This is a genomic window from Sphingomonas sp. 3-13AW, assembly GCF_049311085.1.
In the GTDB taxonomy this organism is placed as follows: Bacteria; Pseudomonadota; Alphaproteobacteria; order Sphingomonadales; family Sphingomonadaceae; genus Sphingomonas.
This window is the reverse complement of the sequence record NZ_JASNVZ010000002.1, coordinates 373647-387546: the sequence shown is the minus strand read 5'-3', so window position 1 is coordinate 387546 and position 13900 is coordinate 373647. Positions and strand designations below refer to the sequence as shown.

Sequence of the window (13900 nt, the reverse complement as noted above, 5' to 3'; positions counted from 1 at the left end):
TCCCCGCTGCCCCTCTCGAGATCCGCATCTGATATCATTGTGCAGCCGATACCGGCACCTCGAATGTGCCGACCGGCAGGCGCGCGTCGTCGGTAAGGTTGATTTGTGGCGCATCCGCCCAGGCATAGCGCACGCGCGTGACCGGGCGTCCGTCGCCCGGCAGCGTCACTTGCGTTCCGGCGACCTGGCCGGAGGCATAGCGGCAAGTGCCCGGCGCGGCGTCGCAAAGCTCAAAGCCGATCACTTGGCTGGACCCACGGGCGTGGAGCGCGCCGCTCACACCCTGGAACTGGAGCACGATGCTGCCATCCGCCGCGCGGCGGGCACCGGCGATCGCCGGGCCGGCGGGCGCGACGGGCTCCCGATACAAGGCCGCACGCATCGCCTGCGCCAGTCGCTGCCCGACCTCGCGCTTCTCGCCGGGATGGATGTCGAGTGCGTCGCCGATGTCGAGGGTGACGGCAAGCCCGGCATAGGGGTCGGCGGCCGCGACCTGACGCTGTGCATCGCGCAGATAGCCCCAGCCACTGTCGGAGGGCGCACTGGCTGGCGCGCCATAAGAGGAGAGCTGGACGACGCCGAACGCGGTCTGGGGCGTGCCGAAGCGCTGGCGCCAGTCCGCGATCATCGCGCTTAGGCGATCGGCATAGCCGGGAATGCCGGTGTCGGACTCGCCCTGGTACCAGGCAATGCCCGCCAGACGCGTGGTCCCGAGCGGCGCGATCATCGCGTTGAACAGCGTGCCCGCGCCGTTGATGTCGTCCCAGGGCACGCGCGGCGCGGCCCCCGCCAGACGCTTGGCCACGGCGTACTGCCACCCGGTGCCCAGCGGGATGCTGCTGCCGTCGGCGAAGCTCAGCCGCATCGACTCTGCCGGGCCCGTCATGCCGCCATAGGCATAGACGTCGTCGTCGTTGACGGTGATGACATTGTGCCCCGGCTTCAGCGTGCCGGCGGGCAGGGCATAGACGCGCGGCTGCCCGGCGAGGCTGCTGCCGCCGACGCCCTGGCCGTTGACCCAGGTCCGGTCGGCATCGTCGATGGCACCCAGCGCCAGCGTCGCCGGTCCGCGCGCCTGTTCAGGCGTCACCCCCACCTCGCGCTGGTACCACAGCATGCCGTTGTAGTTGGCGAGCTCCGGCACGCCCCAGGTCTCGAAGTTGGTCATCGCCGGCACCGGGCGCCAGTCGAGCGTCGCGCCGGGCTGCCAGGGCTCCGCGCCGACGGCGTCGCCGGAGCCGGACCGCCACCAGCCCTCCCAGATCGTGGACGCGCGACGGTTCGCTGCTGCCGGATCACGCGCGTAGAGCGCGAGGAGGTCGGCCTGATCGCCGAAGCCGGCCTTTCGCAACGCCGGGTCGCTCATCCAGGCGCTGATCCGCGAACCACCCCAGCTGGAGTGGATGGCGCCGATCGGAACCCCGGCGGTGCGGCGCAGTGCCTGCACCATGTAGAAGCAGGCGGCTGAAAAGGACGGCGCGGTGTCCGGCCCGGCGATCACCCAGTTGGGCTGCTGCGCGAAGCGAGCCTGCGGCGCGGCTGCCGAAGCCTTCGGGACGGTCAGCAGGCGAAGCTGCTCGTCAGCCGGGGCGTGGGCGTCGGGGAACAGGTCCTGCGCGTCGCGAACCGCCAGTTCCATGTTGCTCTGGCCGGAGCAGAGAAAAACATCGCCGACCAGGATGTCCCGCAACACCGCAGCGCCGCTCGCGGCAGCGACCGTCAGGTCGTACGGACCGCCGGCGGGCAGGGCGGGAAGCCTTGCTTCAAAGCGGCCATCACGACCGGCCTTCGCCGTGACGCTCTGTCCGGCAAGCGTGATCATCACCGTTTCGCCCGGTGCGGCATCTCCGGCCAGCACGATGGGCTGGCCGCGCTGGATGACCGCGTGATCGCCGAGAACTCCGTCGAGCCGGGGCGCGGCAAAAGCCGGCGCCGCCGCGCTCGTGGCCAGGAGGGCGGCCAGGATCAGGCGCGCTGTAACGGTCCGCATGTGTAGGCTGCTCCCAAAAAATATCTCAGATCGGCTGGAGGCCGTGCCGCACGATGCGCTCGATAAGGTCACGGTGCGCGGGCAGGCTGGCTGTCATGCGCTGCGTCAGGAGCTGGTTCTCGCGACGCGCACGCCGCGCGAGTTCGGCGTCTTCCTCGATTGTCCCCGGCAGCACCGTCGTGCGCGCGCCCATTCCGTACAGGACATATTGATAGCTGGCCGACGGGAAGACTTCTTCCGCGCGATCGAACTCATCATGCAGCCAGGGTGACTGGTGCCGCCACAACTCCATCAGTCCAAGCAGCCTGTCCGGAATGGTTTCGGCGCGCAGATTGTCCCGCCAGAACTCAGTGTCGGTGCGCTTGGTCAGTGAATAGTGGAGCTTCAGGAAGTCGATGATACGGCCCCAGCGGTAGCTGGTGGTCTCGTTGAAGCGGCGGGCGACGACGTCCATCACCTCCCGGCAGGGCGGCAGTTGCTCCGCGATCATCTTGGCCGACAGCTCGATCAGTACGATCGCGGACGCCTCCAGCGGCTCCAGGAAACCGGCCGCCAGGCCGACGGCGACGCAGTTGCGTACCCAGAACTGCTCGCGATGGCCGGAGCGAATGGAGATCTTCCGCACCGGAAGGTCGCGTCCTGCCGGCCCCAGATAGGCGCGCAGTTCCTGCTCTGCGGCGTCGGCGCTGATGTGGCTGCTGGAGAAGACATGGCCGACGCCCCGCCGGGTCGGAAGCCCGATGTCCCAGATCCAGCCTGCGGATTGCGCCGTGGAAATCGTGTGCGTGGCAACCGGATCGTCCGGCTGCGCATAGGGGACCTGGATCGCGAGCGCGGTGTCGCAGAACAAGGTGTCGCTGCAACTGCGGAAGGGGACGCCAAGCGCCTTCCCGATCAGCAGCGCCGAAAAGCCGGTGCAGTCGATAAATAGGTCGCCGGAGATCGTCTCTCCCTGGGCGGTGTCGAGCGACTGGATGTCGCCGTTCTCCGCGAGGCGGACCTCGGTGACGTCTGCCAGGACGTGGCGCACGCCGAGCGTGTCGCAGCAATGGCGCTGGAGGAAGTGCGAGAACTTCCCCGCATCGAGGTGATAGGCATAGTTCGCCACCGCCTCGTACTCTGGCGTGCCGATGGTTTTCGGCGCCAGACCTTCGTCGCAGAGCCTGCCCTGCGGCGTAACGGTGTCACAGAAGCTTTCGCTGCTATCTTCGGCAAGCCAATGGGGGGCGAGGTTCACCTTCCCGAATTGCTGCGGCAGCATCAGCGGATGATAATAGCCGTCGTCGACGGCGCCCGTGGTCCAGCGATTGAAGCGCGCGCCTTGTTTGAAGGCGGCATCGCATTGCCGGAAGAACTCGGTTTCGGAGACGCCCATGCGCCGCAGCGTGGTGCGAAGCGTGGGCCAGGTGCCTTCCCCGACGCCGATCGTCGGAACGTTGGGCGATTCCACCAGCGTGACGGTGAAGCCGTAGGGCCGCTGTCCCTGGTGTTTAGCCGCAATCACTCCCGCAGTCAGCCACCCCGCGGTGCCCCCGCCGACCACGACAATGTTCTTGATCTGCTGCATAAAAGAAGCGTGTTCGAAAAACCGGCGGAGCACAACCATGTCGTGCTCCGCCGAGTGGGGAGAAATCAGAAGCGGTAGCGAGCACCCAAGGTGTAGCGCCGCCCGTAATCGAACACGTCGAGCAGCTGGTTGCTGAAGCGACCATGCGTGCTCTGCTGGTTGTTGTTGACGTTCAGTGCTTCGCCGAAGACGCTGAAGTGACGGTTGAAGTCGTAGCTCGCCGTCAGATCGACCTGCAGACTTTCATTGACGAAGGTCGGCTCGGCACCGAACGAACCAGTATTCTGGTTCTGGCCGAACTGCAGCAGGTACTTGTCGCGCCAGTTGACTGCGGCACGGAACTGCAGACCGTTCTTGTCATAGAAGCCGACGAAGTTCGCGGAATTGGCGAGGCCGGTAACGGCGAAGCCCGTCTGCGAGATGTCGGTCTTGTCGTACGGCCGGTTCGTGTCGACGAAGGTGGCGTTCGCCTGGAAGCCGAAGCCGGTGTCGCCGAACACCTGCTGCCAGGCGAGTTCGACACCGCGAACCGTCGCGTCCGGTCCATTGACCTGCTGCGTCACCGCGAAGCTGGCGAGCGAACCGGTGGTTGGATCGATCAGGCCATTGATCGGCTGGCGGGTCACGCCGCCCACGATGAAGTTGCTGACGTTCTTGATGAAGAAGTCGACCGACAGATACGAGTTCCGGCGGTAATACCATTCAGCCGCGAAATCGAAGTTGTCGGCGAGATACGGCTTCAGGTTCGGGTTGCCGCCGCTCGCCGTCAGTGCGCCGACACGCTGGCCGTTGCCGACGTTCAGCACCGGGTTCAGCAGGCTCAGCGTCGGACGGGTCAATGTCCGCGACGCATCGAAGCGCAGGATCAGGTTATCCGTAAGCTCCAGCTTCGCGTCGATGCTGGGGAGCAGGTACGAATAGGAGCTCTTGCTGGTGGTCGGCTGGATGTCCGTATAGGTCGGGATGCTCAGCAGCGTCGGATCGGCATCGCTGGTGACAATTGACGTGGGCAGGCGTCCCTGGCCGGTCGCACTGAGGTTTGTCGTCTCGTTGCGCACGCCGGCCGTGAACGAGAAGGGCAGGCTGCCCAGCTCGGTCTGGAAGCTTGCGCTCAGGTACAGAGACCAGGTCTTTTCCTTCACCCGCAGCACGCTGCCCGGGTCGACCGCTTCGTCGAACGTCCCGGTGAAGCCGCTCACGCCTTCATAGTTGAACCCAGGGATGTTCTGCGTCTGCGGATTGCCCAAACCGGTCAGGAAATTCTGATAAGCGGTCGGGCTGAAGATATAGACCGAAGGCGGCAAGCTGCCGTTGAAGCCCGGGATGAACTTGTTGAGGCTGATCTGGCCCTGGTACAGGCTGGCCGGAAGTGGCGCGATGCCGGTCGTACGGCCCGAAGGTGCGCCATAGCCGGCATAGGCCTGCCAGAAGTTGTTCGTGAAGGTGCTCTGGTTGCGGAAGTTGAACGTGTCTTCGTAATATTGACCGCCCGCCTTCAGCGTCAGGTTCTCCTGCTTCCAGATCGCGTTTCCGCGGAACTGCAGCAGTTCATCCTTGTTCTTCTGCGTCTGATTAACGGTGACGTGCGAACCGATCAGCGCCTGGTCAGCCCAGCCCGCGGCATTACCCGCCGGACCGAAGTTGCTGATCGACGGGAACGCGTCCTTGCTGTCGCCGTCGATCGTGAACCGCAGGTTGTTGGACAGGGTGCCACCATAACCGATGTCACCGTTCTTGCTGCCGATCACGTTGCCCGGGTTCAGCCAGCTCTTGGCATAGGCGACGTCACCTTCCAGCGTCAGGTTCTCGGTCGCGTCATACTTGACGTTGAGGCCGGTCTGGTTGGTACGCAGGATCTGCTTGTTGAGCGCCGCCGTGAAGTCCGTCGGCGTACCCGCCTGGGTGAAGTCGACGGCAGTGCCGTTCTCGTCCAACGTGACGTTGCGCAGGTCGCCCTGGTTGAACCAGACGCCGAACGCATAATTGTTCTGGGTCACTTCCTGGCGCGAGTAGTTGTTGTCCAGGGTCACCATCAGGTCGTCGGTCGGGTGATACTGCAGCGAGATGCGTGCATCGACGCGCTCGTCTTCGACGCGCTGCTGCTCGGCGCCGTATTGCTGCGGGAACCAACCCGCTATCGTCTGGCGATTGGACGGAGTGGCATACGCCGGCGAGTCAGGATTGCTGGTCGGCGAACAGGGCACCGCACCGCCAGTGAGCTGGCACGGTGCATAGCGGCCGCCCGGCCAACCCGACACGAAGACACGGTTGGTATCGGTATCACGGCGCGTGTAGATCACGTCCGCCAACACGCCGAAAGTGTCGTCGGCGAACGTGTTGCTGACGAGCAAGCCGGCCGTGGGAACGACCTTGTCAGCGCGATCCTGGATCGACCCGGAAGCGGTTGCAGCGAGACGGAAGCCCGGCCGATCGAACGGGTTCGGAAACTGGATGTCCACCGTGGCGCCGATCGAACTCGACGCGAGCGACACGTCCGGGGTCTTCATGACGGCAAGCTGGCCGATGAAGTCGACGCCGACGGTGCTGAAGTCGATCTGGCGACCGCCCGAAGCGGTGGAGATGCGGCGGCCGTCATACAGCGTCGTGTTGAAGTCACCGCCAAAACCGCGGACGGCGATGCCGGTCGGCTCACCGCGCGAGCCCGAGCGCACGATCGTGACGCCGGGAAGGCGCTGCAGCGATGCCGCAACGTTCGAGTCGGGGAACTTGCCGATGTCTTCGGCCGAGATCACGTCGACTACGCCGGACGAGGTCCGCTTGATGTCCAGGTTGCGCTGGAGCGAGCCGCGCAGGCCGGTCACGATGACTTCAGCGCCCTCGACTTCGTTGCCCTGCGCCGCCACCGGATCTGCAGAGACGTCCTGCGGCTGGCCAGCCTCCTGAGCGGATGTTGCGTTCGCGCGCGACGGCGTGGCGGGCTGCGCCGCGGCCGGTGCGCCGGTGGTGCTGTTTTGCAGGTTCCCCTGCTCTTGCGCGACGGCGGGCAATGCCCAGCTTAGCGCGGCAACGCTGGTAGCGCAGGCGAGCGCATACACGCGACGCGAGCGTTCACTTCCAACAGGACGAGATTTCGTGCCCATTCAACATCCCCTCTAAAGAAATCGCGTCGCCCCTTATCCGCGGGGTGTGCGCGACCAGAACATTCCGCCGCGATTTGCCAGACAAATAGTCGACACCGCTGCCACGAAAGTTAGCGCTCACAATACGCGACTTAACTTGGTTTGCAAGAGGGCTGTTGGCCGCTCGTCTTCCGCTTTGCAGCGACCGCTACCTGTGCGATCCCAGCGCTAACAGTAAGAGAGAGGAAGGAGAGGGCACGATGCCTGCTTGGGAGATGCTGAACCAGGAGCATCATGCGGGATTACGGGTGTCACGCGCCTGCGACTCGCAGCGTCACTTTGCGCAGATCGTCGCTGACGAGTTCCTTAGTGCGACGCCCCATTTCCCGATCCTGTTCACGAAGCATCCGGAAACGGGCGCGTTCTACGCCGGAGTCGTGATGGGGGTGGAACCGGGCGAGAACCTGCTCACCGTCGATGGGGCGCTGCCGGACTATCGGCCGGCCGATCTCGAACGCCAGGGCTTTTTCATCACGGATGGCGTGGTTATCATCGACCGTGAGCATCCCGCCTTCGATGCTCCGGCAGGGCAAGCCCTGTTCGAAATGGACGGATCCGCTGCCCCGGCGTTGAAGCGGGTGCAGCAGGCGCTGTACACGCTGGAAAAGGGCATCCCTGCGACGGATGCCGTGATCCAGCGGTTCCTGGCGCACCGCTTGCTGGAGCCGATCGACGTCACGCTGAACTTCGACGACGGTAAGAACGTGCGGCTTGAAGGGCTCTACACGGTCAGCCTGGACGCATTGCACGCGCTGCCCGATGCGGCGGTGCTGGAACTGTTCCGGCACGGCGATCTGCAACTCGCCTACGCGCAGGCGGGGTCGATCCGCCACCTGCGGACGCTCGGACGGATCCGCAACCGTCGCCTGCTGGAAGCTGCCCTATGATCCACACCCCGCCTGCCGAGGCACTGAAGGATCCTGAGAGCTTTCGTGCGCTGGTGACGGAGCGGTGCGAGCCCGCCGTCCTGCGCGGGGCAGCGAAGCAATGGCCGATGCTGGCGGGTGGGGACGTGGGTGGGGTGGCCGACCATCTTCGCCGCTTCGACGCGGGCCGCGCGGCCGAAGTCTTCGTGGGCGAACCGGCGATCCAGGCCCGGTACCATTATGACGAGACGCTCGCGGGGTTTAACTTCACCCGGAGCACGATGCCTTTTACACAGGCGCTGGCGCAGATCCTCGCGACCGCGCGAGAGCCGGGCCGGCCCAGCATGTACATGGGATCGCTGACGGCCGAGACCTGCTTTCCCGGCATCGAAGAAACCACACGCCTGCCGTTCGTACCGGCGGCAGTGCGGCCCCGCTTCTGGATCGGCCATCCCTCGACCGTCGCCTGTCATTACGACACGATGGACAATGTCGCCTGCGTCGCGGCCGGGCGACGCCGCTTCACCCTGTTCCCGCCCGACGCGATCTCCGATCTGTATGTCGGGCCGATCGACCACACACTGGCCGGCCAGCCGATCAGTCTGGCGGTCGGCAGCGAAGCCGGCGATCCGCGGTTCCCCCGCTTCGAACGGGCGCGTGAGCGTGCGCTGGTGGTGGAACTGGAACCCGGCGACGCGCTTTATCTGCCAAAGCTCTGGTGGCACCAGGTCGAGGCGACCGGCGAGGTGAATGTCCTCGTCAACTTCTGGTGGGATGGATTCCCCACCGGCCCGGACCAGCCCTACACCGCCATGATGCTGGCGCTGGTCGCCATCGCGGAGCGCCCGCCCGCCGAACGCGCGGCGTGGCGTGCCTGGTTCGACCATTATGTGTTCCGCCCCGACGGCCACCCGCTCGGTTTTCTTCCGCCTGAGCATCATGGCGTGCTTGGCTCTCCCAAGGAAAATCAAGGACGTATCCGCGCGATGGTCATGCGGCTGCTTCGCGGCGGCTGAAGCGCGTAACGATCACGGTGGACGAGAAGCCAGACTTCCGCTTGGATGCGACCACCTGTCCCATCACGTGCCGCCACAGGTCGGCGACGACGAAGGCAATATGACCCGCAGAGCGCTTGGTGACCGGCCGCACGCCTTGATCGACCCGGCAAGAGGTTCTGACCGCCTTCTCGTGACCAACGGCGCGGGATTGCCCCCGCGCTTCTCCAAGGAAGCTCGATGCTCAACAAGACCAGCCTGATTGCCCTTGCCGCTGCCGCAGTGGTGGCGGCTCCCGCACATGCGGGGCCGCTCGCTCAGCCAGAAACTTCCGAAATCCTTGCCACGGTTGAGGGCGATGCAAAGCCGATTTCCGACACGGCGCTCCAGATCTGGAAGTTCGCTGAGCTGGGCTATCTTGAGACGCAGAGTTCCGCGCTGCTCCAGCAGCGGTTGAAGGGGGCCGGGTTCGCCATCACTCCCGGCATTGCCGGTCAGCCGACCGCCTTTGTCGCGAGCTTCAAGAACGGCAGCGGGCCGGTAATCGCTTTGCTGGCCGAGTATGACGCCTTGCCCGGGCTCTCGCAGGCGGCAGTTCCGGTGAAGCAGTCGCTGGGTGCGGCCGGCGGGCATGGCTGCGGGCATAACCTGTTCGGCACTGCCTCCACCTATGCCGCGATCGCGGTGAAGGAGTGGATGGTCAAGCACAAGATCCAGGGCGAGCTGCGCGTCTACGGCACGCCGGCCGAGGAAGGCGGGTCGGGCAAGGCCTATATGGTTCGCGACGGCCTGTTCCGGGACGTCGACACCGCCGTGCATTGGCATCCAGGCAACGCCAACTCCGCAGCACAGTCACCGTCGATGGCCAACATCTCGGGCAAGTTCCGTTTCCACGGCATCTCGTCCCACGCCTCTGGCGCGCCCGACAAGGGCCGGTCCGCGCTCGACGCGGTCGAGGCGATGAACGCGATGGTCAACCTGATGCGCGAGCATATCCCGGACCGCACGCGCATCCATTATGCCATCACGAACGGCGGCAAGGCGCCGAACGTCGTGCCGGCCGAGGCGGAGGTCTATTACTACGTCCGCCACCAGGATCCGGAGGTCGTCCGCTCGGTCATGGAGCGGGTCAAGAAGGCGGCCAACGGTGCGGCGATGGGCACGGAAACGACCGTCGACTTTGAGCAGACCGGCGGCGTCTACAGCATGCTGCCCAACGAAGCGTTGATGAAGGTGATGGACCGCAACCTCCAGACCGTCGGCGGCATCCAGTGGAATTCCGAAGAACTGGCCTTCGCGGAGAAGATCCGGCAGACGTTGCCCGCAGGTGGGCCGCCGCTTAGCTCGGTCGGCGAGATCGAGCCGGCGAAGATCGGCGCGGATGCGCTGGGCGGCTCGACCGACGTGTCGGACGTGAGCTGGGTGACGCCCACCGTCGGGCTCACCACGGCGACCTTTGTCCCTGGCTCGGCAGGTCATAGCTGGCAGAATGCCGCTGCCGCCGGAACGACGATCGGCGTGAAAGGCGCGATGGTCGCCACCAAGGCGCTGGCGCTGACGACGGCCGAACTGTTCCGGAGCCCCGACGTCATCGCGGCTGCCAAGCAGGAGCTCACGCAGCGACAGGGACCCAACTTCGCCTACAAGGCGATGATCGGGGATCGGAAACCGCCGCTCGATTACCGCAAGAACCCCGGCGCGGAATGACAGGTTGCCGCCGCCTCCCGTTATGGGGAGGCGGCGGTGCTACCGGATCTCGCCGCCGCCGCCGGGGCAAGGCGTCCGGCGGCTCAGGACTGCTAATCCTTCGTCGCGTGGGGAACCAGGATGAGGGTGCGGCCCTCCACCCGCCAGGAGGCGAGGGCGGACAGGAAGTTCATGCCCAGGACGTCCATGTCACCGAGGGCGGGTGAGATCGCGACCTTCAGGTCTCGTGCGGTAATCGAACCCAGTTCAAGCCGCTTCACGGAGCCGGTCCGGGCCTGCGCAAGCCCGTTTGCGGTCTGGAGAACCACCGGCATCAGCGTCCCGCCCGATCCCACGGACGCCGCCTCCGCGGTCTGCTCAGAGATCGCGGTAATGGTCGCGCCGCTGTCGACCAGCATCCGCCGCTCGACGCCGTTGATCTTGGCTCGCGCCCAGAAATGTCCGTCGGGCGACATGCGGATGCGCACTTCACCCCCTGAGACTTCCTGGCTGTTGACGCCCAGTCGGCTGGCGATCCGCGCAAGCGACGGCTCAAACGGCGCGTGCTGGAAAAGGAGGAACAGACAGAATGCCAGCAGTCCTACCGAGAAGGTAAAGCGAACGACGCGCCCGATGAAGGGGATGCGCTGGATCAGGGTGAGCGCAAGCGCCGCGATCACCGCATAGATCGCGATCTGCTGCCACTCGGTACTGATGGTCATGCCGCGCCGCCCTTTCTCCCTCGTACGAATGCAAAGCCGCCGGTTTCGATCCGCAGCGGCATCCAGCCGTCCGGATCAGAGCGGCGCGTCGATCGAGGCAGGCGGCTTGCTGAACCACTTGGGCCCGCTCGCGGTCATGTGGAAGCAATCCTCCAGCCGGACGCCGAACTTGCCCGGAAGGTAGAGGCCCGGCTCGTTGGAAAAGCACATGCCCGCAGCGAGTGGCGTGGTCTCACCATGGACGAGGTTGACCGGCTCATGGCCGTCCATACCGATGCCGTGGCCGGTCCGGTGGGAGAGCCCCGGAAGCCGATAGCGCGGCCCATAGCCCTGCGCCTCGTAATAGACCCGCACCGCATCATCGATGGTGCCGGCAGGTGCGCCGATGCGGGCGGCGTCCAGTGCGATCTGCTGCCCCTTTGCAACGGTTTCCCATACGCGGCGAACCTCGGGCCTGACGGCGCGGTAAGAGAAGGTGCGGGATACGTCGGATTCATAGCCGTGCACCGAGCAGCCGCAATCCATCAGCACCACCTCGCCCGGGGCGACCTGGTGCACCTTGCGGCTGCCGTGCGGATAGGCGGATGCCTCGCCGACCAGCGCCATCGAGAATTGCGGGTCGCCGCCGAGCTTGCGGGTGGCGGCGCTCATCAGGGCGGACACATCGCGCCCGACCATGCCGGCCTCGACGCGCGGCCAGGTCCAGCGATAGGCTGCGAGGGTGACGTCCGTCGCCGTCTGCATCAGCGCGATCTCCGCGGGCGACTTGATCATGCGCAGCCCGCGCACGATCGGGTCGGCGGACACCAGCCGCATAGCGGGCAAGCGCGCGCCCAGGCCGTCGGCCACCAAGAAGCGCGCGGTCTCCTCGATCCCCAGTCGCCCCTTGGCAAGGCCGCGTTCCTTAAGCCATCCGGCGATCAGCGCGAGCGGACTTTCATCCTCCTGCCAGACGCGCACTTCTGCGGCGACGTCGAGCGTCTCGCGAATGGAGGGCTCCTCGAAGAAGGGCGTGACGACGAGCGCCTCGCCCTCGCGAGGGATCACTGCGGCAGTGACCCGCTCGCTGCGCCCCCATTGCACGCCGGTGAAGTAGGTCAGCGATGCTCCCGGTTCGACGACGATCGCCGCGATATCGCGGCGGCGCATCAGCGCCTGCGCGCGCCCGATCCGCGCCAGACGTTCGGCAGCATCGATCGGCTTCGCACCCTTTGTAATGTCGCGAAGATCGGACAGGTCCGGCTCGGCTGCCCGCAGGATTGCGGAGGAGCCAAGCATGGGAAGGGTGAGGGTGGCGCCGACGAAGCCGCGGCGGGAGAGGGGGAATCGCATGCGCCGTGGATAGGGCGCTTTGGCACGGTCCCGCAACGACTCCGTCAGTCGGTGCTGTCCCGCCGCCGCCAGAGCCACACGCCCACTGCCGCCAGCCCGAGCGCGGCGGCGGCACCGGCCACGGCTGCAGCCTGGCGTTGTTCTGGATTGCGGCGGCCACCCTCGACGCCGCTTGGCGTCGCGGGCGGGTCATAAAGGGCGCCGCTGCCGTTCTCGCCCGGCTCCGCATTCTGCGACCAATATTCCATGAAGCCGTTCATCATGGCTGCGCTGAGGTTCGGCACCGCGAACTGGCCGGCCTTGAGGGCGAGCGCGGGCGCGCCCAGCACCGTCGTATTGCGCGGCTTGCGGGCAAGCCGCACCACCGCCTTTGCGACCCTCTCCGGCGCCAGCGACCCCGGCGGAATCGACAGGCGGGCGCCTGTATAATTGCCCGCATGGTCGATGCCCGGCGTGTCGACGAAGGTGGGATAGACGTCGCAGATATGGATGCGCGGCTTTTTCGAAAGCTCGCCCCGCAAGGCTTCACTAAAGCCGCGGAGGCCGAACTTGCTTGCCGAATAGGCCGCCCCAAAGGGCGTCGCGAAGAAGCCGCCGACCGAGATCATGTTGACCCAGGTGCCGTGGTCTTGGGCGAGGAAGATGGGCAGAACCGCATGCGCCTCGTTCATGTGGCTGAGCAGGTTCGCCTCGATCACGCGGCGGTGATCGGCGAGCGGCACGTCTGCGTATTTGCCGACCACGCCGACGCCCACGCAACTGAACCAGAGGTCGATGCCGCCCAGAAGCGTGTTCGCCTCCGCCGCGAAGGCCGCAACCGCGGCGGCGTCGGTCACGTCGATCTGGCGGTACTCGGCCGTGCCGCCAGCGCCCCGGCAACGCTGTGCGATGTCATCCAGGCCGGCCACGCCGCGCGCGCCCAGCACCAGCCGGGCGCCCTCCCTGGCGAACGCCAGAGCGGTTGCCGCACCGATGCCGCTTGAGGCACCGGTGATGACGACGCGGAGCGGCCGTTGGCTCATCGTCCAACCGCCTCCTTCACCTTCTCCGCAGCCTTGGCGAGGATGCCCTTCTCGGCTTCCTCAGCCTCTTCCTTGGTCTTGAAGGCAGCACCTTCCGGTTCGGCCGGCGGCGCATAGACCGAGAACAGCTTCAGATCGCCGGTGCCCTTGTTGACGATGTTGTGCTCGGATCCTTTGGGGATGACGACCATGTGGTTCTTCCCGGCTTTGGTGGAATGGCCGTCGACCGTCACCTGTGCGTCGCCGGTGACGATGAAGGTCGTCTGGTCGGCCGGATGCGTCTCCATGCCGATCTCTTCACCCGCAGGAATGCTCATCAGCACGACCTGGACCTTGCGGTCGCGATAGACTTCCTTCTGCCAGAAGCTGTTCTTGTTCGCGAGTTCGACCATGTCCTTGTTGAAGATCGCCACCGGCTTGCTCCTGTTGTTCGGTTCGGGGAACGGACGAACGAGGGGCGATAGCGTTCCCCTTGATCCGCGGACGCGGGAGTGCCGGGATCGAAAAATTCCAGAGCCTCTGGAACAGGCGCGCGCCCTCGACGCTTGTTCGGGGACCTTCTGCCCAAAGCCGGGCCGCA

At 65.9% G+C, this 13900-nt stretch carries 10 protein-coding genes; 3 read left to right on the top strand and 7 right to left on the bottom strand.

All coding sequences use genetic code 11. From position 1 onward, the window contains the following. Positions 1-34: 34 nt before the first annotated feature. The 3 genes from QP045_RS04885 to QP045_RS04875 all read right to left on the bottom strand — a co-directional run bounded on the left by QP045_RS04885 (position 35) and on the right by QP045_RS04875 (position 6658). The gene (locus QP045_RS04885; RefSeq protein WP_422513835.1) at positions 35-1990 is read right to left on the bottom strand and encodes a sialate O-acetylesterase; all 1956 of its coding nucleotides are present in this window, start codon (positions 1988-1990) and stop codon (positions 35-37) included. A gap of 25 nt (positions 1991-2015) precedes the next feature. Beyond that, the gene (locus QP045_RS04880; RefSeq protein ID WP_422513834.1) at positions 2016-3557 is read right to left on the bottom strand and encodes a tryptophan halogenase family protein; all 1542 of its coding nucleotides are present in this window, start codon (positions 3555-3557) and stop codon (positions 2016-2018) included. A gap of 65 nt (positions 3558-3622) precedes the next feature. Further along, entirely contained in the window at positions 3623-6658 is a 3036-nt protein-coding gene (locus QP045_RS04875) for a TonB-dependent receptor (protein WP_422513833.1), read from the bottom strand. Between the two features lie 239 nt (positions 6659-6897). Between QP045_RS04875 and QP045_RS04870 the strand changes: the two genes are divergently transcribed. From QP045_RS04870 to QP045_RS04860, 3 genes are all read left to right on the top strand, one after another. After that, on the top strand, positions 6898-7584 hold the full coding sequence (locus QP045_RS04870) for a SapC family protein (RefSeq protein WP_422513832.1): 687 nt from the start codon (positions 6898-6900) through the stop codon (positions 7582-7584). Beyond that, positions 7581-8579: a cupin-like domain-containing protein gene (locus tag QP045_RS04865; RefSeq protein ID WP_422513831.1), complete on the top strand. Its 999-nt coding sequence runs from the start codon at positions 7581-7583 to the stop codon at positions 8577-8579. Before QP045_RS04870 ends, QP045_RS04865 begins: the two co-directional genes overlap by 4 nt. 219 nt (positions 8580-8798) lie before the next feature. Continuing rightward, on the top strand, positions 8799-10265 hold the full coding sequence (locus tag QP045_RS04860) for an amidohydrolase (protein ID WP_422513830.1): 1467 nt from the start codon (positions 8799-8801) through the stop codon (positions 10263-10265). A gap of 92 nt (positions 10266-10357) precedes the next feature. On the opposite strand, the gene QP045_RS04855 is transcribed toward QP045_RS04860, so the two are convergent. The 4 genes from QP045_RS04855 to QP045_RS04840 form a co-directional block, all read right to left on the bottom strand. After that, positions 10358-10966 (bottom strand): retropepsin-like aspartic protease family protein, encoded by a 609-nt coding sequence (locus QP045_RS04855; RefSeq protein ID WP_422513829.1) that lies wholly within the window; start codon positions 10964-10966, stop codon positions 10358-10360. Between the two features lie 75 nt (positions 10967-11041). Next, the gene (locus tag QP045_RS04850; RefSeq protein ID WP_422513828.1) at positions 11042-12298 is read right to left on the bottom strand and encodes a M24 family metallopeptidase; all 1257 of its coding nucleotides are present in this window, start codon (positions 12296-12298) and stop codon (positions 11042-11044) included. A gap of 44 nt (positions 12299-12342) precedes the next feature. Next, positions 12343-13320: an SDR family oxidoreductase gene (locus QP045_RS04845; protein WP_422513827.1), complete on the bottom strand. Its 978-nt coding sequence runs from the start codon at positions 13318-13320 to the stop codon at positions 12343-12345. Then, positions 13317-13733, bottom strand: coding sequence for a cupin domain-containing protein (locus QP045_RS04840; RefSeq protein ID WP_422513826.1), 417 nt, complete (start codon positions 13731-13733; stop codon positions 13317-13319). Before QP045_RS04840 ends, QP045_RS04845 begins: the two co-directional genes overlap by 4 nt. Positions 13734-13900: the final 167 nt, after the last annotated feature.